Source organism: Isoptericola nanjingensis (genome assembly GCF_050311635.1).
GTDB classification, from domain to species: Bacteria; Actinomycetota; Actinomycetes; order Actinomycetales; family Cellulomonadaceae; genus Isoptericola; species Isoptericola nanjingensis.
Window position 1 is genome coordinate 159,127 of record NZ_JBNOZL010000001.1, and the last position, 21,000, is coordinate 180,126.

Here is a 21,000-nt window from a genome sequence, read left to right on the forward strand (position 1 = left end):
CGCCCCCGACCGCGCCGGTCGCGGGGTGCGCTTCAGCCGCCGGCCGGGGCGAGGACGAGGACGGGCTTCGCCAGCGCCTCGCCGCGGCGACGGGTGTCCTCCAGCAGCGCGACGAGCACGCCGTCCGGGCCGATCGCGGCGACCGTGCCGCGCTCTCCGCTCGCGGGCACCCACTGGCCGTAGCCGAGGGCGCGAGCCTCGTCGGCCGTCAGCTCCCTGACCGGGAACGTCGCGCGGGCGGCCTCCGCGAGCGGCAGCGTCGCGAGCACGCCGTCGGCGTCCGCCTGGGCCTCGAGCTCCTCGAGCGTGCGTGCCGCGGCGAGCTCGTAGCCGCCCACCCTCGTGCGGCGCAGCGCCGTGAGGTGGCCGCCCGTCCCGAGCGCGGCGCCCAGGTCGCGGGCCAGCGCGCGGACGTACGTCCCCGAGGACACGACCACGGTCACGTCGACGTCGAGCACGGCCACGCCGTCGTCCGTCGTCGCGGGTCGTGTGCCGAGCACGTCGAAGCGGCTCACGGTGACCGGGCGGGCCTCGAGGACCACGTCCTCCCCCGCCCGGGCGCGCGCGTAGGCACGCTTGCCGTCCACCTTGATCGCGCTCACCGTCGTGGGCACCTGCCGGATGTCCCCCGTCAGGACGGCCACCTCGCGTGCCAGGTCGGCGCCGTCCACGCCGGCGCCGACCCCGAGGGCCTCGACGACCTCGCCCTCCGCGTCGTCCGTCGCGGTGGCGACGCCGAGGCGGATCGTCGCGTCGTACGCCTTGTCCGCGCCGACCACGTAGGTGAGCAGCTTCGTGGCCCGCCCGACCCCGACGACGAGCACGCCCGTCGCCATCGGGTCGAGGGTGCCCGCGTGGCCGACCTTGCGCGTCCCGGCCAGCCGGCGGCACCGCCCGACGACGTCGTGGCTGGTCCAGCCCGCCGGCTTGTCGACGACGAGGAACCCGTCAGGAGCGGTCGGGCGGCGGGGCGGGCGCTCCCCCTGGCCGCTCACTCGTCCTCGTCGTCCTCGCGCGGCTTGCGGTACGGGTCCTCCTCGCCGGCGAAGCCCTTGCCCTCACGCAGGGCGGCGAGCTCGGCGTCCCGGCGCTGCGCCTCGAGGAGCGCGGCGTCCAGGTGCGCGGCGTTCTCCGGCATCGAGTCCAGGAAGAACTCGAGGGTCGGGGTGAGCCGCACGCCGGTCTGCTTGCCGACCTCCGAGCGGATCACGCCCTTGGCGCTCTCCAGGGCCGCCGCGGTGCCCGCCCGCTCCTCGTCCGTGCCGAGCACCGTGTAGAACACCGAGGCGCTCTGCAGGTCGCCCGTGACCCGGACGTCCGTCACCGTGACGAAGCCGAGACGCGGGTCCTTGATCCGTGTGTCGAGCAGCTGCGCGACGATCTCCTTGATGCGGTCCGCGAGCTTGCGGGCACGCGGGTTCTCGGGCCTTTCGCCCTTGGGTCCGGGCATGGGTGTCTCCCTCTCTCGACGCCGACGGCGCCCCGCCCTGCCCTGCTCCTGTCGAAGCGGGGCGGGTCGGGACGCCGTCGAGCTGTACCTTGCGGCGCGACCGTCAGGCGCGCGGCTTCTCGCGCATCTCGAAGGTCTCGATGATGTCACCCTCGGTGACGTCGTTGAACGACCCCAGGCCGATACCGCACTCGAAGCCCTCGCGGACCTCGGTGACGTCGTCCTTCTCGCGACGCAGCGACTCGATCGTGAGGTCGTCCCCGACGATCTTGCCGTTGCGCAGGACGCGCGCCTTCGTGTTGCGGCGGATGGTGCCCGACCGGACGATCGAGCCCGCGATGTTGCCGAACTTCGAGGAGCGGAAGACCTGGCGGATCTCCGCCGTGCCCAGCTGGGCCTCCTCGTACTCCGGCTTGAGCATCCCCTTGAGGGCCGCCTCGACGTCGTCGATCGCCTGGTAGATGACCGAGTAGAACTTGACCTCGACGCCCTCGCGGTCCGCGAGGTCCTCGACGCGCTCGCCGAACTTCACGTTGAAGCCGATGATGACCGCGTTGTCGACCGTGGCCAGGTTGACGTCGTTCTGCGTGATCGCACCCACACCGCGGTGGATGACGCGCAGCTCGACCTCGTCGCCGACGTCGATCTTGAGCAGGGCGTCCTCCAGGGCCTCCACGGCACCGGAGACGTCGCCCTTGAGGACCAGGTTGAGGGTCTCGACCTTGCCCTGCTGGAGCGCCTGCGTGAAGTCCTCGAGGCTGATGCGCTTGCGGCGCTTGGCCAGGAGGGCGGCACGCTCGGCGGCCTCGCGCTTCTCGGCGATCTGGCGGGCCGTGCGCTCGTCCGGCGCCACCAGGAAGGTGTCGCCGGCGCTCGGCACCGACGCGAGACCGAGCACCAGGACCGGCCGGGCCGGGCCCGCCTCGGTCACGGCTTCGCCGTGCTCGTCGAACATGGCGCGCACGCGGCCGTGGGCCGTGCCCGCGACGATCGCGTCACCGACGTGCAGGGTGCCCGACTGGACGAGGACGGTCGCGACGGCGCCGCGACCCTTGTCGAGGTTGGCCTCGATGGCCACGCCTCGGGCGTCCTTGTCCGGGTTCGCCCGCAGGTCCAGCGAGGCGTCGGCCGTGAGCAGCACCGCCTCGAGGAGCTGGTCGATGCCCTGGTTCTGCTTCGCGGAGACGTCGACGAACATCGTCTCGCCGCCGTACTCCTCGGCCACCAGGTTGTACTCGGTGAGCTGCTGGCGGATCTTGTCGGGGTTCGCCCCCTCCTTGTCCACCTTGTTCACCGCGACCACGATCGGCACGTTGGCCGCCTGGGCGTGGTTCAGCGCCTCCACCGTCTGCGGCATGACGCCGTCGTCGGCGGCGACCACGAGGATCGCGATGTCCGTCACCTGGGCACCACGGGCACGCATGGCGGTGAACGCCTCGTGACCCGGGGTGTCGATGAAGGTGATCGGACGGTCGACGCCCTCGTGCTCACGACGCACCTGGTACGCACCGATGTGCTGGGTGATGCCGCCGGCCTCGCCGGAGACGACGTCGGTCTGGCGGATCGCGTCGAGAAGACGCGTCTTGCCGTGGTCGACGTGACCCATGACGGTGACGACCGGCGGACGCGGCATGAGCTCGTCGTCCGACTCGCCCTCGAGCTCGGCGTCGAGGTCGATGTCGAAGGCCCCGAGCAGCTCGCGGTCCTCCTCCTCGGCCGACACCATCTCGATGACGTAGCCGAGCTCGGAGGCCAGCGTGCCGAACGTGTCCTCGTCCAGCGACTGCGTCGCGGTCGCCATCTCACCGAGGTGGAACAGCACCGTGACCAGGCTCGCGGGGTTCGCGTCGATCTTGTCGGCGAAGTCGTTCAGCGACGAGCCGTGACGCAGGCGGACGACGGTCGAACCGTTGCCGCGGGGCACCTGCACGCCGCCGAGCGACGGCGCCTGCATCTGCTCGAACTCCTGCCGCTTCGCGCGCTTCGACTTCCGCCCACGGACCGGACGGCCACCTGCACGGCCGAACGCACCCTGCGTGGAACCGCGACCGGCACCGCCGCGACCGCCGGGACGGCCGCCGAAGCCGCCGCCACCGCCGGGACGGAAGCCACCGCCGCCACCGCCGCCGGGGCCGCCACCGCGACCGCCGCCACGGCCGCCGCCCGCGGGCGCGGGGCGCTCGCCGGGACGCGGCATCGAGGTCTTGCCCGGCATCATGCCGGGGTTGGGGCGCGGGCCGCCGGGACGGGGCGCCGCGGGACGCGGGCCGCCGGGGCGGGGACCGCCCGGACGGGGACCGCCGGGACGCTCGCCCGAACGCTCGGGCGCGGCCTCGCCGCGGTCCGGGCGCTGGCCGGGGCGCGGCATGCCCTGGCTCGACGCGAACGGGTTGTTGCCCGGGCGCGGGCCACCGGCGCCGCCGGGGCGCTGCCCCTGGCGCGGCATGCCCTGGCTGGACGCGAACGGGTTGTTGCCGGGGCGCGGGGCGCGGCCGCCCTTGCCGTCACGACCACCGTCACGGCCGCCGTCGCGCTGCTCGCGCGCGGCCGGCGCCGGCTTCGGCGCCGCGGGACGCGGACCGGGAGTCGGCGCACCGGGACGGGTGGCGGGCTTGGCCGGGGCCTCCGGCGCCGCCGCGGCGGGGGTCGCGGCCGCCGCCGGGGCGGCGGGCGCCTCGGCCTCGGGCGCGGGGGTCGGCTTCTGCGCGGCGGGCTTGGGGGCGGGCTTCGCCGGAACCGCCTGCTGCTCGGCGCGGGGCGCCGCAGCCTTCGGCTCGGCGGACTTGCTCGCCGGGGCGCCCGAGGACGCGGGTGCCGCGTCCTTGTACTTGTCGCGCATGGCTCGCTCGACCGGTGCCTCGAGCGTCGAGGACGCCGAACGGACGAACTCGCCCGCCGACTTCAGGTCGGCGAGCAGGGTCTTGCTCTCCACCCCGAGCTGCTTGGCCAGCTCGTGAACGCGGATCTTCGCCACAACTCTCCTGTCTCGGCCCTCCTGCGAGACAGGGAGGACCGTCGTTAGTACCGAGTACTCATCGCACGGAACTCATCGGGTGCCCATCGGCTTCTGACCCGCTTCCTTGTCGACTTCAGTGGGTGCGGCCGAGCGTGCTCGGTCGCGATGGTCCGGCCGCCGGGTGGCGGTGCGGACCGGAGGGACTCAACGGTCTCGCCGCTCCAGGTGTTCCCGGACGCCGGAGAGGTCGAGGGGACCGGTGACGCGCAGAGCACGCGGCACGGCCCGACGACGCTCGGCGAGCGCCAGGCAGGCGGGCGTCGGATGGATCCAGGCGCCACGCCCCGGCAGGCACCCTCGCACGTCGACCACGAGGACTTCCTCGCGTCCCGACGGCTCGAGCACCAGCCGCAGAAGAGCGGACCGCTGGTCACGCTCCCGGCACCCGACGCACGTCCGCACCGGGCCGGAGTTTTCCGGAGGGGTGCGAGGGGAGGTCGAGGGCTGGGCGCGTGGCCCGGTCCCCGACAGTCTAGCGCGACGACCCACGTGCCGTGACCGGCCTCAGCCCTCGGCCCCGCGGCTCGCCGCGGCCCCACCTGCGTCGTCGCCCTCGGCAGCGCCCCCGGCGGGCGCCGCCTCGTCCGACCGGATGTCGATCCGCCAGCCCGTCAGCTTCGCGGCGAGACGGGCGTTCTGCCCCTCCTTGCCGATCGCGAGCGACAGCTGGTAGTCCGGCACCACGGCCCGCGCGGCCTTGGCGTCGGCGTCGACCACGGTGACGGAGGTCACACGGGCGGGCGAGAGCGCGTTGGCCACGAAGCGGGCCGGGTCGTCGCTGTGGTCGACGATGTCGATCTTCTCCCCGTGCAGCTCCGCCATGACGGCACGCACGCGCGCGCCCATCGGGCCGATGCAGGCGCCCTTGGCGTTCAGCCCGGCCACCTTGGACCGGACGGCGACCTTGGAGCGGTGGCCCGCCTCGCGGGCGATCGCCGTGATCTCGACGGCGCCGTCCGCGATCTCCGGGACCTCGAGCTCGAACAGCTTGCGCACGAGGCCCGGGTGCGTGCGGCTCAGCACCACCTGGGCGCCCTTCATGCCGCGGGACACCTCGACCACGTAGGCGCGCAGCCGCTCGCCGTGCACGTACTCCTCGGTGGGCACCTGCTCGTGCGGGGGCAGGACGGCCTCCGTGCCGCCGACGTCCACGAGGACGACGCGCGGGTCGCGGCCCTGCTGGATGACGCCCGCGAGGACCTCGCCCTCCTTGCCGCGGAACATGCCGAGCACCTGGTCGTCCTCGGCGTCGCGCAGGCGCTGCACGATGACCTGCCGGGCCGTCGCGGTCGCGATGCGGCCGAAGTCGGCGGGCGTGTGGTCGAACTCGGGCCCGAGCTCGATCGTGGGCCGCGCCTCCGGGTCCTCGGGGTCCGGCGTACGGATCTCCTCGCGCGCCCACACGGCGACGTGCCCGGACTTGCGGTCCACCTCGACGCGGGCGCGCGGGTAGGCGTCGGGCGTGCGGTGGTAGGCCGACAGCAGCGCCTGCTCGATCGCTTCCACGAGGACGTCGAGGCTGATGTCCCGCTCCCGCTCCAGCAGCCGAAGCGTGCTCATGTCGATGTCCATCGTCAGCCCTCCTCGTGACGGGCGGAGCCCGTGGTGTGGTCCCGGGCGGCGCCCGTGTCCGTGTCTGTCTCGTGGGGCGCCTCGTCCAGGCGCTTCAGCTCGACCTCGATCTTGCCCTGGCGCACGTCGGCGAGGGGCACCCGGGTGCCGTCCTCGAGCACCAGCACCGCGTCCTCGCCCGCGTCGCCCGTGCCGGGCTCGACCTCCGTCAGGCGGCCCGACGTGGTGCCGCCGGCGCGCAGCCGCAGCACGACCAGGCGGCCGCGCGCGCGCCGGAAGTGGCGCAGCTCGGTCAGCGGCCGGGAGGTGCCGGGCGTCGAGATCTCGAGCGTGTACGCACCGGGGACGACGTCGTCGGCGTCCAGCGCCGCGGAGACCGCGCGCGAGACGTCGCCGAGCGTGTCGGAGTCGAGGCTGCCCAGCACGTCCTCGGGGAGGTCCACGGTGACGCGCACGACCGACTTCGCGCCGGCCTGCGTGACGACGACGTCCTCGAGGTACAGGCCCGCGCCGTCGACCGCCGGGGTGACGACCCGCCGCACCGCCTCGGCCTTCGCTCCGCCCGCCGTGGTGCGGCCGTGCTGCGCTGCCATCCCTGCCTCCCGTGGGTCACGTCGTGGACTGCCGTGTGCTCCCGCGCCGGGACGTCCCGCGGCCGGTGTGTCGTTGTGTGCAGCGACCAGCGTAACGAACGACGGGGCCGTCCCGCGCCGTCCGGCGCCCGTGACGGGCGGAGGAACGTCACACGGACGGGGTCGCGCGCGTGGCATCATCGGCCTCGATGGAACCTCAGCCCGCCCCCGACCGGTCCGCCGCCGACGACGTGACCGGCGCGGGCGTGCCCACCGCCCGGCACCGCCCCGTGGCCGTCGCCGCGGGGGCGCTGCTCGCCGTCGGGCTCCTGGCGGGGTGCGGCGTGCGGCTGGAGGCCCCGCCCGCGGGCGAGCCGGTGCCCGACAGCCTCGAGGTGGTGCGCCGCACCGCCGTCGCGGACGCCCTCCTCGTGGCCGACGGCGCCGAGGCCGCGCTCGAGGAGCTCCCCACGTCGCGCAAGCGGGTCGTCGCCGAGCTCACGCGCATCGCCGCGGACTCGCGCGAGCAGGCCGAGGCGCTGGGCGGCGAGTACGACTCCGGGCTCGCCACCGGCGCCCCCACGGACGCACCGTCCTCGGCCTGGGACAAGGCGACCCCGGCCGACGTCGTCGAGGCGCTCGATGACGCGGCCGCCCGGTCGCGGACGGCCGCCGGGAGCACCGGCGACGGGCCGCTGGCCCGGCTGCTGGCGTCGGTCGGCGCGGCGCAGACCGTCTCGGGCGAGCGCCTCGCGGCGCTGGTCGACGTCGCCGGTCCCGACATCGTCGAACCCCGCGTGCCGGAGCCTGCGGACGCCGACGAGGGCGACGAGGGCGACGAGGGCGACGAGGACGACGCCGAGGAGGACGCCCCGCAGGAGGCGGCCTCCCCCGGCTCCCCGACGGACGACGCCACGGCGACCGGGCAGGACGCCGGGGGCAGCAGCGCGCAGGACGACGACACCGTGCCCGAGGGGCTCACACCCCACGACCTGAGCACTCTCGTCGTGTCCGAGGACGCGACCCGCTACGCGCTGCAGCTGCGCGCGGCGATCGGCTCCGGCACGACGCGCGACCGGCTGCTCGAGCGGGTCGCCGTGCACGCGCAGCGGGCGGACGGGTGGGCCGCCGTGGCGGGCACGCAGGCGACGGCGGACGACCCGCGGCGCGCCGCCTACGCCGTGCCGCGGGTGGCGGACCAGGGTGACAAGGCCCTGGTGATCGACCTGGAGACCGACCTCGCCACCGACTACGCGACCCTCGTGGGCACGACGGCGGCCGGCACCCGCGCGGTGCTCGTCGACCTGCTGGTCGACTCCGCCGTGGCCCTCGACGACTGGGGCGCCGAGCCCGAGCCGTTCCCCGGCCTGCCGGAGCAGGCCGGGGACGACGCGGCCGCCTAGGCTTCCGCGGGGACCGTCCGGGGGGTCAGTCCGCCAGCAGGGCGGCCACGCGCTCGGTCACGACCCGCGCGGCGTCGGCCACCGGGACCTGCTCCGACGCCCCCGCGCGGGGTCGCACCTCCACCAGGCCGTCCGCCAGGCCGCGGCCGACGACGACGATCAACGGCACCCCGAACAGCTCCGCGTCGGCGAACTTCACGCCGGGCGACACCTTGGGGCGGTCGTCGTAGATCACCTCGACGCCCGCGTCGACCAGCTCGGTGGCGAGCTTCTCGGCGGCGTCGAAGACCTCGGTGCCCTTGCCCGTCGCGACGACGTGCACGTGCGCGGGCGCCACCTGGGCGGGCCAGGCGAGGCCCTTGTCGTCGTGGTTGTCCTCGGCGATCGCGGCGACCGCGCGGGTGACCCCCACGCCGTAGGAGCCCATCGTGACGGTGACGGCCTTGCCGTTCTCGTCCAGCACCTTGAGGTCGAGCGCCTCCGCGAACTTGCGGCCGAGCTGGAACACGTGGCCCATCTCGATGCCGCGGGCCGTCTCGAGGATGCCGTCGCCGTTGGGGCACGGGTCGCCGGGCCACACCTCGGCGACCTCGATGGTGCCGTCCGCGGTGAAGTCGCGGCCCGCGACGAGGTCGAGCACGTGGCGCCCGGCGACGTCGGCACCGGTCACCCAGCGGGTGCCCTCGACCACGCGGGGGTCGAGCAGGTAGCGGACCTTCGACGGCTTGTCCTCGCCCAGGGCCCCCGGCCCGATGTACCCCTTGGCGAGGTCCGGGCGGGCGGCGAAGTCCTCGTCGCCGAACGGCGTGAACTCGGCCGGGTAGAACGCGGCCTCCATGCGCTTGACGTCCACCTCGCGGTCGCCGGGGACGCCGATCGCGACGGCCTCGGTGCTGCCGTCGGGGAGGTCCAGCCGGAACAGGACGTTCTTGAGCGTGTCCCCCGCCGCCCAGGGGCGGTCCTCGCGCGGGAAGCGCTCGTTGAGGTGGTCCACCAGCGAGTCGATCGTCGGCGTGCCCGGGGTGTCCTCGGCGTGGGCCTCGGCGGTGCCCTCGAACGGGACCGGGTCGGGCACGGGCGCCCGCGCGGCCTCGACGTTCGCGGCGTAGCCGCACGCCTTGCACTCGACGTAGGTGTCCTCGCCGATCGCCGACTTGGCGAGGAACTCCTCCGACTTCGAGCCACCCATCGCGCCGGCGTGCGCCGACACGATGACGTACTCGAAGCCGAAGCGGTCGAAGATCCTCTGGTAGGCGGCGCGGTGCTTGGCGTAGCTCGCGTCGAGGCCGGCGTCGTCGACGTCGAAGGAGTACGAGTCCTTCATGATGAACTCGCGGCCGCGGATGAGGCCCGCCCGGGGCCGCGCCTCGTCGCGGTACTTGGTCTGGATCTGGTACAGCGACAGGGGCAGGTCCTTGTACGAGGAGTACAGGTCCTTCACCAGCAGGGTGAACATCTCCTCGTGCGTGGGCGCGAGGAGGTAGTCGGCCTCCTTGCGGTCCTTCAGCCGGAAGATGTTGGGCCCGTACTCGGTCCAGCGGCCGGTGGCCTCGTACGGCTCCCGCGGCAGCAGCGCCGGGAAGTGCACCTCCTGCGCGCCGATCGCGTCCATCTCCTCGCGGACGACGGCCTCGACCTTGGCGAGGACCCGCAGGCCCAGCGGCAGCCAGGAGTAGACGCCGGGGGCGGCGCGGCGGATGTAGCCGGCGCGCACCAACAGCCGGTGGCTCGCGACCTCGGCGTCGGCCGGGTCCTCCCGCAGGGTGCGGACGAAGAGCTGGGACAGGCGGAGCAGGTCGCCCTGGGGCTGACGGGCGGACACGATCGACATGGGGGCAAGCCTAGCGGCGCCCCGGGGTTCCCCCGGTCGCCCGGATCCCCGGTCGCCCGCAGGATCCTTCCCCTGGTCGGCGTCGGGCCCGGCTGGCAGCATGGCCGCATGCCCGAGCTTCCCGAGGTGCAGGCGCTGGCGGAGTTCCTCGACGCTCGTACGTCCGGCCACCGCGTCGTCGCCGCCGACGTCGCGGCCATCGCCGCGCTCAAGACCTTCGACCCGCCGGTGACGGCGCTCGTCGGGCAGGAGGTCCGCGGCGTCGCGCGCCACGGCAAGTGGCTCGATCTCACGGCCGGCCCGGAGGGCGACCAGGTGCACCTGCTGTTCCACCTCTCCCGCGGCGGGTGGATGCGCTGGTCGGACCAGGCCCCCACGACACCGGTCCGCCCGCGGATGGGCGGATCGTCGCGCGGGTCCGCGCTGGCCCTGCGCGTGCGGCTGGACGACGGCGCCGGGTTCGACCTCACCGAGGCGGGCACCCGCAAGCGCCTGGCGGTGCACGTGGTGCGCGACCCGCGGGAGGTGGAGCAGGTCGCCACGCTCGGCGTGGACCCGCTCTCGGACGACTTCACCCCGGAGGCGCTCGCCGCGCTGATGCAGGAGAGGAACCAGCAGGTCAAGGGCCTGCTGCGCGACCAGCGCGCGATCGCCGGCATCGGCAACGCCTACTCCGACGAGATCCTGCACGTCGCGAAGGTCTCGCCGTTCAAGCTCACCCGGTCGTTCACGCCGCAGGAGGTCGCGGCGCTGCACGACGCCGTCGCGACCACCCTGCGCGACGCCGTCGCGGCGTCGTCGGGCAAGCCGGCCAAGGAGCTCAAGGACGCCAAGCGCGCCGGGATGCGCGTGCACGGCCGGACGGGCGAGGCGTGCCCCGTCTGCGGCGACGTCGTGCGCGAGGTGAGCTTCGCCGACCGTTCGCTGCAGTACTGCGCCACCTGCCAGACCGGCGGGCAGGTGCTCGCCGACCGGAGGATGTCGAAGCTGCTGAAGTAGCCGGTCAGCCCGCCGCGACGGCGTCGCGCGAGGCGACGAAGGCGTCGACGCACGCGCGGACCTGCTCGGGCGTGTGCGCAGCGGACAGCTGCACGCGGATGCGGGCCTCGCCGCGCGGCACGACCGGGAACGAGAAGGCCGTGACGTACACGCCGCGCTCTCCCATCGCCGCCGCCACCCTCGCCGCGAGCACGGCGTCGCCGAACATCACGGGCACGATCGGGTGCTCGCCGGGCAGCAGGTCGAAGCCCGCCTCCGTCATGAGCCGGCGGAACAGGGCGGCGTTCTCGGTCAGGCGGGCGCGCAGGTCCCCCGACCCCTCCACGAGGTCGAGCGCCGTGAGGGTGCCCGCCACGATCGTCGGCGCGAGGGTGTTCGAGAACAGGTACGGGCGGGCGCGCTGGCGCAGCAGGTCGACGATCTCCTGGTGCGCCGCGACGTAGCCGCCGGACGCGCCGCCGAGGGCCTTGCCGAACGTGCCCGTGAGGATGTCCACGCGGTCGGCGACTCCGAGCAGCTCCGGCGTCCCCCGCCCGTGCTCGCCCATGAAGCCCACCGCGTGCGAGTCGTCGACCAGGACGAGGGCGGAGTACCGGTCGGCCAGGTCGCAGATCTCCCGCAGCGGCGCCAGGTAGCCGTCCATCGAGAAGACGCCGTCGGTGACGACCACGACGTGCCTGGCCCCGCCGTCGCGGGCGGCGCGCAGCTGGTCCTCGAGGTCGGCCATGTCCCGGTTGCGGTAGCGGAAGCGGGCGGCCTTGGACAGGCGGATGCCGTCGATGAGCGAGGCGTGGTTGAGGGCGTCGGACACGATCGCGTCGTCCGCGCCGAACAGCGTCTCGAAGACCCCGCCGTTGGCATCGAAGCACGACGAGAACAGGATCGAGTCGTCCGTCCCGAGGAACCCCGCCAGGCGCTCCTCCAGGGCGCGGTGCTGGTCCTGCGTGCCGCAGATGAACCGGACGCTGGCCAGCCCGTAGCCCCACGTGTCGAGGGCGTGCCGGGCCGCCGCGACGATGCGCGGGTCGTCGGCCAGCCCGAGGTAGTTGTTGGCGCAGAAGTTCAGCAGCTCGGCGCCGTCCGCGCGGATGCGCGCGCCCTGCGGGCCGGCGATGCCGCGCTCGTGCTTCGTGAGGCCCGCGCTCTCGATCTCGGCGAGCTGCCCCGCCAGGTGCTCCCGGAACGTCCCGTACATCGCTACGCCTTCCCCTCGTCGCCCTGCGCCTCGTGCTGCGCGCCGTCCCGCGCGCCGTCCCGCGCGCCGTCGTCCCAGTCCGTCCAGTCGAGCACGACCTTGCCGCCGTGCGCGGACGCCGCGGCCTCGAAGCCATCGCGCCACCGGCTCGCGGGGAGCCGGTCGGTGACGACGGACGCGATCGCCGTGCGCAGCGTCGCGCTGGTGCGCAGCATCGCGTCCATCGCCTGCCAGGTCTCGAACATCTCGCGCCCGTAGATGCCCTTGAGCGTGAGCATGTGGGTCACGACCGTGCCCCAGTCGACGGCGATCGGCCCCGACGGCAGGCCGAGCATCGCGATCCGCCCGCCGTGGTTCATGTTGGCGATCATCTCCGGCAGCGCGCTCGGCGCGCCGCTCATCTCGAAGCCGACGTCGAACCCCTCGCGCAGCCCCAGCTCGCGCTGCGCGTCGGCCACCCGCGCCGTGCGGACGTCGAGGGCGGCATCGGCGCCCATGGCCTTCGCCATCTCGAGCCTCGCCGGGCTGACGTCGGTGCCGACCACGAGGTGCGCGCCCGCGTGCCGCGCGACGGCGATCGCCATGAGCCCGATGGGGCCGCAGCCCGAGACGAGGACGTCCTCCCCGATCACCGGGAACGCGAGCGCCGTGTGCACCGCGTTGCCCAGCGGGTCGAAGATCGCCGCGACGTCCAGGTCGACGTCGGCGTGGTGCACCCACACGTTCGTGGCCGGCAGCACGACGTACTCGGCGAACGCGCCGTCGCGGTGCAGGCCGAGGCCCTGGGTGCGGATGCACATCTGGCGGCGCCCGGCGCGGCAGTTGCGGCAGGTGCCGCACACGATGTGCCCCTCGCCCGACACGAGGTCGCCCACGGCGACGTCGTGCACCATCTCACCGACCGCGACGACCTCGCCGACGAACTCGTGGCCCGGCACCAGCGGCGCCGCGATGGTCGAGGCGGCCCAGTCGTCCCAGCGGTCGATGTGCAGGTCGGTGCCACAGATGCCGGTGCGCAGCACGCGGATCTTCACGTCGCCGATGCCGGCCTCCGGCTCGGGACGCTCCACCAGCTCCAGCCCGGGGCCCGGCCCCGGCTTGTACAGCGCCCTCACTCGGCACCCACCAGCGCCTCGGACACCCGTGCACCCCACGTCGCATGCGTCGTCACGCCGCGTACCATCTCACGATCCGGACGGATCCGGTAACGCCGGCACGTCAGAACAGCACCGTCGTGAACGTGCCGACCTGCTCGAAGCCCACGCGTCGGTAGGTGGCGAGCGCCGGCGCGTTGAACGCGTTGACGTACAGGGAGACCACGGGAGCCACCTCGCGCCGCGTCGCGACGACGACGGCGGCCATGCCGGGCGCGGCCAGGCCGCGGCCGCGCCGCAGCGGGTCGACCCACACGCCCTGCACCTGCGCGACCCCGCCCGCGACCGCGCCCAGCTCTGCCTTGAAGGCGACGAACGGCCCCGGCCCCGGCCCCGTGCCAGTGCCCGGGGCGGAGCCGGGCGCCTCCATGCGCACGAACGACCGCCCCTCGGCCACGAGGGAGCGCACCCGCAGGGCGTACGCGCTGCCGGGCGACGCGGCCGGCGCGTACCCGACCTCCTCCGCGAACATGCGCACGCAGGCGGGCAGCACGGCATCCACCTCGCCGAGGGTGGAACGGCGCACCAGCGCGTCGGGCGCGACGTCCGGGTCGCGGGCGATCGCCAGCGACGGCTGGTCGGCGCGCACCTCGCGCGCAGGGGGCCAGCGGGGCGCGAGCAGGTCCCACAGCGCGAGGGCCGCCGTCCGGTCCCCCACGATCGACGACGAGCGCCGGCCCTGCGCGCGGGCCGTCGCGGCGAACGCGGCGACGGCGTCGTCCGCGTCGCGACCCACGAGGTCCGGGGACAGCACGGGGACGAGGTTCGCCCCGGACCAGCAGACCGCGACGAGCGGGCCCGTGGCGGGGAAGCCCCACGCCTGCCCGCCTGCCGCGGCGAAGCCCGCCACTGCCGCCACCTCGAGCCGCGCCGCGGCGAGCACCGACGTCACCGGGTCGCGGGCGCACAGGGCGCGCGCCTCGGCGAGGTCCTCCTGGCCGAGGACGCGGGCCCGGGGTCGCCGCGCGTCGAGGCCGCGCGCGTCGCCGCGCGCCCGCACCGCCGGTCGCCAGCCGCCCATCACGCCCCCTTCGCCGTCGTGGGCCCTCCCGCCATCGTCCCCGATGCGGCCCCTCGGTGCGGCCCCTCGGGCCGAACCGTCAGCCGACCGTGACCTCCGGGGTCCCGGCCTGGGCCTCGTTCTCGGGGGCGGGCATCGTCTCGGCGATGCGCATCGCCTCCTCGATGAGGGTCTCGACGATCATCGCCTCCGGGACGGTCTTGATGACCTCGCCCTTGACGAAGATCTGGCCCTTGCCGTTGCCCGACGCGACACCGAGGTCGGCCTCGCGCGCCTCGCCCGGGCCGTTGACGACGCAGCCCATGACCGCGACGCGCAGCGGGACCGTCATGCCCTCGAGACCCGCCGTGACCTTCTCGGCCAGCGTGTAGACGTCGACCTGGGCCCGGCCGCACGACGGGCAGGAGACGATCTCGAGCTTGCGGGGCCGCAGGTTCAGCGCCTGCAGGATCTGCGTGCCGACCTTGACCTCCTCGACCGGCGGCGCGGACAGCGACACCCGGATCGTGTCGCCGATGCCCTGGCTCAGCAGCGCGCCGAACGCGGTGGCGGACTTGATCGTGCCCTGGAACGCGGGGCCCGCCTCGGTGACGCCGAGGTGCAGGGGCCAGTCGCCGCGCTGGGCGAGCAGCTCGTACGCGCGCACCATGACCACCGGGTCGTTGTGCTTCACGGAGATCTTGAAGTCGTGGAAGCCGTGCTCCTCGAACAGGCTCGCCTCCCACACCGCGGACTCGACCAGCGCCTCCGCGGTCGGCTTGCCGTACTTCTCCAGCAGGCGCTTGTCGAGGGACCCGGCGTTGACGCCGATCCGCAGCGAGACCCCGGCGTCGGAGGCGGCCTTGGCGATCTCCTTGACCTGGTCGTCGAACTTGCGGATGTTGCCCGGGTTCACACGCACGGCGGCGCAGCCGGCGTCGATCGCGGCGAACACGTACTTGGGCTGGAAGTGGATGTCCGCGATCACGGGGATCTGCGACTTCTTCGCGATGGCGGGCAGCGCGTCGGCGTCGTCGATGGTCGGCACCGCGACGCGCACGATGTCGCAGCCCGCGGCGGTCAGCTCGGCGATCTGCTGCAGCGTCGCGTTGATGTCTGTGGTCGGGGTCGTCGTCATGGACTGGATGCTGATCGGTGCGTCGCCGCCGACGGCCACCTTGCCCACCTGGATCTTGCGGGACTTGCGGCGCGGGGCCAACGTGGGCGCGGGCGGGGTAGGCATGCCGAGATTGATCGCAGTCACGGTGCCAGTATCGCGCCTGCGGGCGGGTGCTACGCACGCGGGCACCTGACGGGCACGGAATCACCGCGCGTTCGTCCGCAGGACCTTCACCCGGCGCGGGCCCGCTCGGGTCCGGGCGTCAGCCCAGGCGGACCGGGTCCACCAGGTCCGCGACGATGAGGATCGCTCCCGTGCCCACGAGCACGACGAACATCACGTACGCCACCGGCATCATCCGCGCGACGTCGGCCGGGCCTGGTCGCGGGAGCCCGCGCAGCCGCGCGACCGTGCGCTTGGCGCCCTCGTACAGGGCGTTGACGACGTGCCCGCCGTCCAGCGGCAGCAGCGGGATGAGGTTGAAGACGAAGAGCGCCACGTTGAGCGCGGCCAGCAGGCTCAGCAGGAACTGCAGCGTGCTGATCACGGGCGCGTCCGCGGCGACGGCGTCCACGGCCATCCGGCCGACCCCGACGACCGACACGACGGAGTCCTGCGACCGCGGCTCGTCGGTGAACGCCTGCACGGCCGCGTCGCCGATGCGCACCGGGAGCGTGACGATCATGCCCGCCGTGCCCGAGACCTGCTGCCAGACCGCCTCCGGGACGGTCGAGACCGGCAGCGGCTCGTACTCCTGGGTCGGCGTGACGCCCAGGAACCCCGCCGTCTCGGTGACCGGCTGCCCGTCGGCGCCGACCTTCGCGGTGCCGTCGGCCTCGACCACGGGGACCTGCCGGTCCGACGTCGTCACGGTCAGCGGGACCTCGGCGCCGTCGCGCAGCACCACCACCGGGACCTGCTGGTCGGGGGCGTCCGCGATGGCTCCGGAGAGCTCGTCCCACGACGTCACCGCCGTGCCGTCCCACTCGACGATCTCGTCGCCCGGCTGCAGGCCCGCCGCGGCGGCCGGCGAGGGCGCGGCGCCGTCCCCGCACACCGGCGCCCCGTCCGCCGTGGTCGACGTGGGCGTGCACTCGCTCACCGCACCGACGGTCGTGGTCACGGTCGGCGCACCGATGCCCACGAGCACGACGAACGTGAGCACCACCGCGATGAGGAGGTTCATCACCGGGCCACCCAGCATGACGACCAGCTTCTTGGGCGTGGACAGGTGGTAGAAGGCGCGGTGCTCCTCGCCGGGGAGGATCTCGCTCACGGACGCGTCGCGCGCGTCGGCGATCGCCTGCCCGAAGAACCCCCCGCGGCGGCGGGTGCCCTCGGGCGCGGGCGGCATCATGCCGACCATCCGCACGTAGCCGCCGAGCGGGATGGCCTTGACCCCGTACTCCGTCTCCCCCTTGGTGCGCGACCACAGCGTGGGGCCGAAGCCCACCATGTACTGGCTCACCCGCACGCCGAACCTCTTCGCGGGGACCATGTGGCCCACCTCGTGCAGGCCGATGGAGAGGGCGAGGCCCACCACCATCACCGCGATGCCGACCACCCAGGAGAGAACGTCCACGGCCTCGAGCCTAGGACACCCGCGGCCACCCGCCGCACGCCCCTGCCGCGCGCGCGTGGAGGGTTCGTCAGGACCGCGCGAGGATCTCGTCGGCGCGCGCCCGCGCCCAGCGTTCGACGCCCTCGACGACATCGAGGGTGACGTCGGCGGTGGCCACCCCGTCGTGCTCGGCCAGCACCCGCTCCACGGTCTCGACGATGTCGAGGAAGCCGATGCGCCCGCCGAGGAAGGCCGCGACGCCCTGCTCGTTCGCGGCGTTGTAGACCGCGGGGTGCGTGGCGGACGCCGCGACGGCCGCGCGGGCCAGCCCGACAGCGGGGAACGTCGCCTCGTCGAGGGGTTCGAACGTCCACGACGCCGCCCGGCTCCAGTCGCACGGCGGCGAGACGACGTCGAGGCGATCCGGCCAGGACAGCCCGAGCGCGATGGGCAGCCTCATGTCGGGCGGGGAGGCCTGCGCGAGCGTGGAGCCGTCGTGGAACTCGACCATCGAGTGCACGACCGACTGCGGGTGCACCACCACGGTGATGTCCTCCGCAGGCACGTCGAACAGCAGGTGCGCCTCGATGAGCTCGAGGCCCTTGTTCATCAGCGAGGCGGAGTTCACCGTCACCACGGGCCCCATGGCCCAGGTGGGGTGGGCGAGCGCCTCGTCGACCGTGACCTTCTTGATGTCGTCGCGGCTGCGGCCGCGGAACGGCCCGCCGGAGGCCGTGAGGACCAGCCGTCGCACCTCGTCGCGCGCGCCCCCGCGCAGCGCCTGGGCGATCGCCGAGTGCTCGGAGTCCACCGGCACGATCTGCCCGGGCGCGGCCGCGGCCTTGACCAGCGAGCCGCCCACCACGAGCGACTCCTTGTTCGCCAGCGCCAGCGTCGAGCCGCCCGCGAGCGCCGCGAGCGTGGGCCGCAGGCCCACCGACCCGGTGATGCCGTTGAGGAGGACGTCGCTGCCGCGACCCGCGAGCTCGGTCGCCGCGTCGGGCCCGGCGAGCACCTCGACGTCGCCCGCCGCGGCGCCGAGCCGCTCGACCAGGGCGGCCCGCAGGTCGTCCGCACGGGCGTCGTCCGCGACGGCCACCGCGCGCGCCCCCACGGTCGCGACCTGCTGCGCGAGCAGCGCGACGTCGGACCCGCCCGCGCTCAGCGCCTCGACCCGGAACCGCCCGGGGTGGGCACGCACGACGTCGATCGCCTGGGTACCGATCGAGCCGGTGGAGCCGAGGAGCGTGACGGTACGGGTGTGCTGGTCGGACACCTGCTCGGTCCTGTGGTCGGGCGTGTGGTCGGGCGTGTGGTCGGGCGTGTGGTCGGGCATGGCGCCCATCATCCCAGGCGTTCTGGCGCCTCTACCGCCCGTCGCCCGCGTGGCCGACACACCGCGGAACGGCGTGGAATTCACCCGCTCCGGTGCTTGACTTCCGGACGGGACCTTCCCCGCGCCCGGTCGCGACGGGATGTGACGCCGGTTACGTTCGCATCCATGCGTACTTATCGCGTGATAGTCGGCAAGCGCGCCATGGCCACCTTCGCCGGGATCGCCACCCTCGTCATGGGGGCGGTCGTCGGGCTGGCGGCACCCGCCGCCGCGGACGGCGACGGCGAGACCCACCGCATCTTCGCGACCCGCGAGGGCCTGGTGGGCAAGCACACCGCGAACGGCCACAAGATCGAGAAGCGGGACCACTTCGTCGCCCTGCCTTCGCGCCGGGCCCTGTCCGCGGACGGCGACGGCGCGTTCAGCGTCCGGGCGTGCCGGGCGGACAGCACGCGGTGCGAGTACGCGCCGGTGTGGGACGTCGGCCCGTGGAACACCACCGACGACTACTGGAGCTCCACCCGTCATGCCGCCCGCGACCTGCCGCGGGGCACCCCTCAGGCCTCCGCGGCCTACCGGCTCGGCCACCACGGCGGCAAGGACCTCTTCGGGCGCACCGTGACCAACCCGGCGGGCATCGACCTGGCGGACGGCACCTACCGGGACGGCCTGGGCCTGCGTTCCAACGCCTGGATCGACGTGACCTACCTCTGGCAGGGGTCCGCACGCACGGGGATCGTCTCGGCCGACGGCGGCACCCTCAACGTCCGCACCGGGCCGGGCACCGGCTACCGGTGGACCGGCGCCGCCGCCGACGCCGCGCGCGTGCCGCTGCTGTGCAGCGCGCGCGGGCAGACGGTCACGGGCACCCGCGGCACGACGAACCTCTGGTACCGCATCGGCCCGAGCAACTGGGTGTCCGACGCCTACCTCGACACGGGCAGCGGCGACGCCCTCGCGCCCGCCTGCTGACGGGCGGGGCTCAGACCCCGGCGGGCCTCTCGGCCACCGTGCCACCGGCGCGGCCGCCGTCGCCCTCCACGGCTGCCGGCGTCGACCAGACCCGCGCCCCGGCGCCGAGCGCGACGGCGGTCACGGCGACCACGACGGCGGCCGGGACCGGCAGCGCCCCGACGCCGCCGCCGGCCACGACCCACGACGCCAGCGCGGCACCGACGGCGATGCCGCCGTTGAACACCACCGGGATCAGCGCCGACGACGTCGCCCGCCGCTCGGGCCCGCCGAGGCGCAGGATCAGCGTCTGCGCCAGGGGCGGCAGCGCGCCCGACGACACGCCCCACAGCACGACGACGGCCACGCCGAGGGCGGGAAGCACGTCCACCACCGCCAGCCCGAGCAGGGCGAGCGCGGTCCCGCCGGCGGCGAGCGCGAGCACCGGCGCGGTCCGGGCCCCGAACCGGCCGGCGAGGACCACGCCCAGGGCGGACGCGAGGCCGAACACCAGGAGCAGCCCGCTCACGCCGCCCGGCAGCGCGTCGGCCGGCACCTCGACGATGCGCGTCACGTACGTGTACGCGCCGTAGTGCCCCACCAGCAGCACGCCGACGATCGCCGTGACCGTGATCATCGGACCGGGCCCTCCGGCCGGCGCGGGCCCCGGGGCGCCCGGAGTCACCCCCTCACCGGGCCGGGCCGTGGCGGGCGCGGCCGCACGCGCGACGACGAGCCGCACCAGGACGGCGACCACCAGCGTCAGCAGCGCGAGACCGGCGAACGCCGCCCGCCAGCCCACCGCACGGGTCACGAGGCTGGCGACCGGCGTCCCGAGCACCATGCCCAGGGTGGCGCCGCCCAGCACCACGGCGATCGAGCGGGCGAGCAGCCGGTCGGGCACCAGGTCGGCGACGTGCGCGTTCGCAGACGCCCACAGGAGGCCGACGGCGGCCGCGCCCACCAGCCGCGCCCCCACGGCGACGCCGTAGGTCGGCGCCAGCGCCGTGGCGAGGGAGGACGCGGCCAGGACGCCGAGCGCGACCGTGATCACGGCACGCCGGTCCGTGCCGGCGACGAGCCGCACGAGCGGGAAGCTCGCCACCACGACGGTGGCCGCCCACACGGACACGAGCAGACCGGTGCTCGCCTCGTCCACCCCGAGCCCGGCACTCATCTGCGGGAGCACGGCGGTCGGCAGCATCTCGGCCGTGACCATGGTGAACGTGGCCGCGCCGAGGACGAGGAGCGAGAGCCACGGGAGCCGGTCGGACAGGGTGGAGGTCGTGCGTGGTGTCGTCATGCGACCGACGCTAGAGTTTGACATTGATGTCAATGTCAAGCGTGACCTCGGTCACCTCGGGAGGAGCACGATGAAGATCGGCGAGCTCGCGCGTCGCGCGGGAGTGGCACCGCGCCTCGTGCGCTACTACGAGCAGCAGGGCCTGCTCGTGGCCGACCGCGCGCCGAACGGGTACCGCACCTACTCCGACGACGACGTCGAGCGCGTGTCCAGGGTGGCCGGGATGGTGCGCGCCGGCATCCCCACGCGCCTGATCAAGGTGCTGCTCGACATGGAGGAGACGAGCACCGCCGAGGCGCCGACCTGCCCCCGCACCGTCGCGGAGATGCTGGCCGGCGAGCTCGTCGGCATCGAGGACAAGATCGCCTGCCTCACCCGCAGCCGCGACACGATCCGTGACGTCCTCACCCGCACCGAGCAGGCCGCCCTCCTGTCGGAGGCCGCGGCCACCTCGCCCGCCGGCCGGTGACGGACGCGACGAGGGCCGCCGACTCGTCGTCGGCGGCCCTCGTGGCGTCGGTCCTGGTGCGGCGGCGG

At 74.5% G+C, this 21,000-nt stretch carries 18 protein-coding genes; 4 read left to right on the forward strand and 14 right to left on the reverse strand.

What is annotated here, in order from left to right:
• Nucleotides 1-32: 32 nt before the first annotated feature.
• The 6 genes from truB to ACQP6G_RS00740 all read right to left on the reverse strand — a co-directional run bounded on the left by truB (nucleotide 33) and on the right by ACQP6G_RS00740 (nucleotide 6,631).
• Nucleotides 33-995 carry a tRNA pseudouridine(55) synthase TruB gene (gene truB, locus ACQP6G_RS00715; RefSeq protein WP_429762259.1) on the reverse strand — a complete coding sequence of 321 codons (963 nt, stop codon included), beginning with the start codon at nucleotides 993-995 and terminating at the stop codon, nucleotides 33-35.
• On the reverse strand, nucleotides 992-1,450 hold the full coding sequence (gene rbfA, locus ACQP6G_RS00720) for a 30S ribosome-binding factor RbfA (RefSeq protein ID WP_429762260.1): 459 nt from the start codon (nucleotides 1,448-1,450) through the stop codon (nucleotides 992-994). Before rbfA ends, truB begins: the two co-directional genes overlap by 4 nt.
• Nucleotides 1,451-1,553: 103 nt before the next feature.
• Nucleotides 1,554-4,424, reverse strand: a complete 2,871-nt coding sequence (gene infB / locus ACQP6G_RS00725) for a translation initiation factor IF-2 (RefSeq protein ID WP_429762261.1) — start codon at nucleotides 4,422-4,424, stop codon at nucleotides 1,554-1,556.
• 186 nt (nucleotides 4,425-4,610) lie between these two features.
• Complete coding sequence (locus ACQP6G_RS00730) at nucleotides 4,611-4,955, reverse strand: YlxR family protein (protein ID WP_429762262.1); 345 nt, start codon at nucleotides 4,953-4,955, stop codon at nucleotides 4,611-4,613.
• Nucleotides 4,956-4,970: 15 nt separating this feature from the next.
• Nucleotides 4,971-6,038, reverse strand: coding sequence for a transcription termination factor NusA (gene nusA, locus ACQP6G_RS00735; protein ID WP_429762263.1), 1,068 nt, complete (start codon nucleotides 6,036-6,038; stop codon nucleotides 4,971-4,973).
• A 2-nt stretch (nucleotides 6,039-6,040) separates the two neighbouring features.
• Nucleotides 6,041-6,631, reverse strand: a complete 591-nt coding sequence (locus ACQP6G_RS00740; RefSeq protein ID WP_429762264.1) for a ribosome maturation factor RimP — start codon at nucleotides 6,629-6,631, stop codon at nucleotides 6,041-6,043.
• A 188-nt stretch (nucleotides 6,632-6,819) separates the two neighbouring features.
• Here ACQP6G_RS00740 and ACQP6G_RS00745 point away from each other — a divergent pair, with 188 nt between their 5' ends.
• Nucleotides 6,820-8,013, forward strand: coding sequence for a DUF4439 domain-containing protein (locus tag ACQP6G_RS00745; RefSeq protein ID WP_429762265.1), 1,194 nt, complete (start codon nucleotides 6,820-6,822; stop codon nucleotides 8,011-8,013).
• A 25-nt stretch (nucleotides 8,014-8,038) separates the two neighbouring features.
• On the opposite strand, the gene ACQP6G_RS00750 is transcribed toward ACQP6G_RS00745, so the two are convergent.
• Nucleotides 8,039-9,844 carry a proline--tRNA ligase gene (locus ACQP6G_RS00750; RefSeq protein WP_429762267.1) on the reverse strand — a complete coding sequence of 602 codons (1,806 nt, stop codon included), beginning with the start codon at nucleotides 9,842-9,844 and terminating at the stop codon, nucleotides 8,039-8,041.
• Between the two features lie 108 nt (nucleotides 9,845-9,952).
• On the opposite strand from ACQP6G_RS00750, the gene ACQP6G_RS00755 reads away from it, so the two are divergent.
• A complete protein-coding gene (locus ACQP6G_RS00755; RefSeq protein WP_429762268.1) occupies nucleotides 9,953-10,843 on the forward strand; it encodes an Fpg/Nei family DNA glycosylase in 891 nt (296 codons plus the stop codon).
• A 4-nt stretch (nucleotides 10,844-10,847) separates the two neighbouring features.
• On the opposite strand, the gene ACQP6G_RS00760 is transcribed toward ACQP6G_RS00755, so the two are convergent.
• The 6 genes from ACQP6G_RS00760 to dxr form a co-directional block, all read right to left on the reverse strand.
• A complete protein-coding gene (locus ACQP6G_RS00760; protein WP_429762269.1) occupies nucleotides 10,848-12,038 on the reverse strand; it encodes a glycine C-acetyltransferase in 1,191 nt (396 codons plus the stop codon).
• Nucleotides 12,039-12,040: 2 nt separating this feature from the next.
• Entirely contained in the window at nucleotides 12,041-13,153 is a 1,113-nt protein-coding gene (tdh, locus tag ACQP6G_RS00765; protein ID WP_429762270.1) for an L-threonine 3-dehydrogenase, read from the reverse strand.
• 103 nt (nucleotides 13,154-13,256) lie between these two features.
• Entirely contained in the window at nucleotides 13,257-14,213 is a 957-nt protein-coding gene (locus ACQP6G_RS00770; RefSeq protein WP_429762271.1) for a GNAT family N-acetyltransferase, read from the reverse strand.
• Nucleotides 14,214-14,292: 79 nt separating this feature from the next.
• A complete protein-coding gene (gene ispG / locus ACQP6G_RS00775; RefSeq protein WP_429762272.1) occupies nucleotides 14,293-15,435 on the reverse strand; it encodes a flavodoxin-dependent (E)-4-hydroxy-3-methylbut-2-enyl-diphosphate synthase in 1,143 nt (380 codons plus the stop codon).
• Between the two features lie 139 nt (nucleotides 15,436-15,574).
• Nucleotides 15,575-16,894: a M50 family metallopeptidase gene (locus ACQP6G_RS00780; RefSeq protein WP_429762273.1), complete on the reverse strand. Its 1,320-nt coding sequence runs from the start codon at nucleotides 16,892-16,894 to the stop codon at nucleotides 15,575-15,577.
• Between the two features lie 67 nt (nucleotides 16,895-16,961).
• A complete protein-coding gene (dxr, locus tag ACQP6G_RS00785; RefSeq protein ID WP_429762675.1) occupies nucleotides 16,962-18,149 on the reverse strand; it encodes a 1-deoxy-D-xylulose-5-phosphate reductoisomerase in 1,188 nt (395 codons plus the stop codon).
• Nucleotides 18,150-18,410: 261 nt separating this feature from the next.
• Here dxr and ACQP6G_RS00790 point away from each other — a divergent pair, with 261 nt between their 5' ends.
• Nucleotides 18,411-19,181 carry a hypothetical protein gene (locus ACQP6G_RS00790; RefSeq protein WP_429762274.1) on the forward strand — a complete coding sequence of 257 codons (771 nt, stop codon included), beginning with the start codon at nucleotides 18,411-18,413 and terminating at the stop codon, nucleotides 19,179-19,181.
• A gap of 10 nt (nucleotides 19,182-19,191) precedes the next feature.
• Here ACQP6G_RS00790 and ACQP6G_RS00795 read toward each other — a convergent pair whose 3' ends face one another.
• Nucleotides 19,192-20,463 carry an MFS transporter gene (locus ACQP6G_RS00795; RefSeq protein ID WP_429762275.1) on the reverse strand — a complete coding sequence of 424 codons (1,272 nt, stop codon included), beginning with the start codon at nucleotides 20,461-20,463 and terminating at the stop codon, nucleotides 19,192-19,194.
• A gap of 70 nt (nucleotides 20,464-20,533) precedes the next feature.
• On the opposite strand from ACQP6G_RS00795, the gene ACQP6G_RS00800 reads away from it, so the two are divergent.
• Nucleotides 20,534-20,932, forward strand: a complete 399-nt coding sequence (locus ACQP6G_RS00800; RefSeq protein ID WP_429762276.1) for a MerR family transcriptional regulator — start codon at nucleotides 20,534-20,536, stop codon at nucleotides 20,930-20,932.
• Nucleotides 20,933-21,000 lie beyond the last annotated feature (68 nt).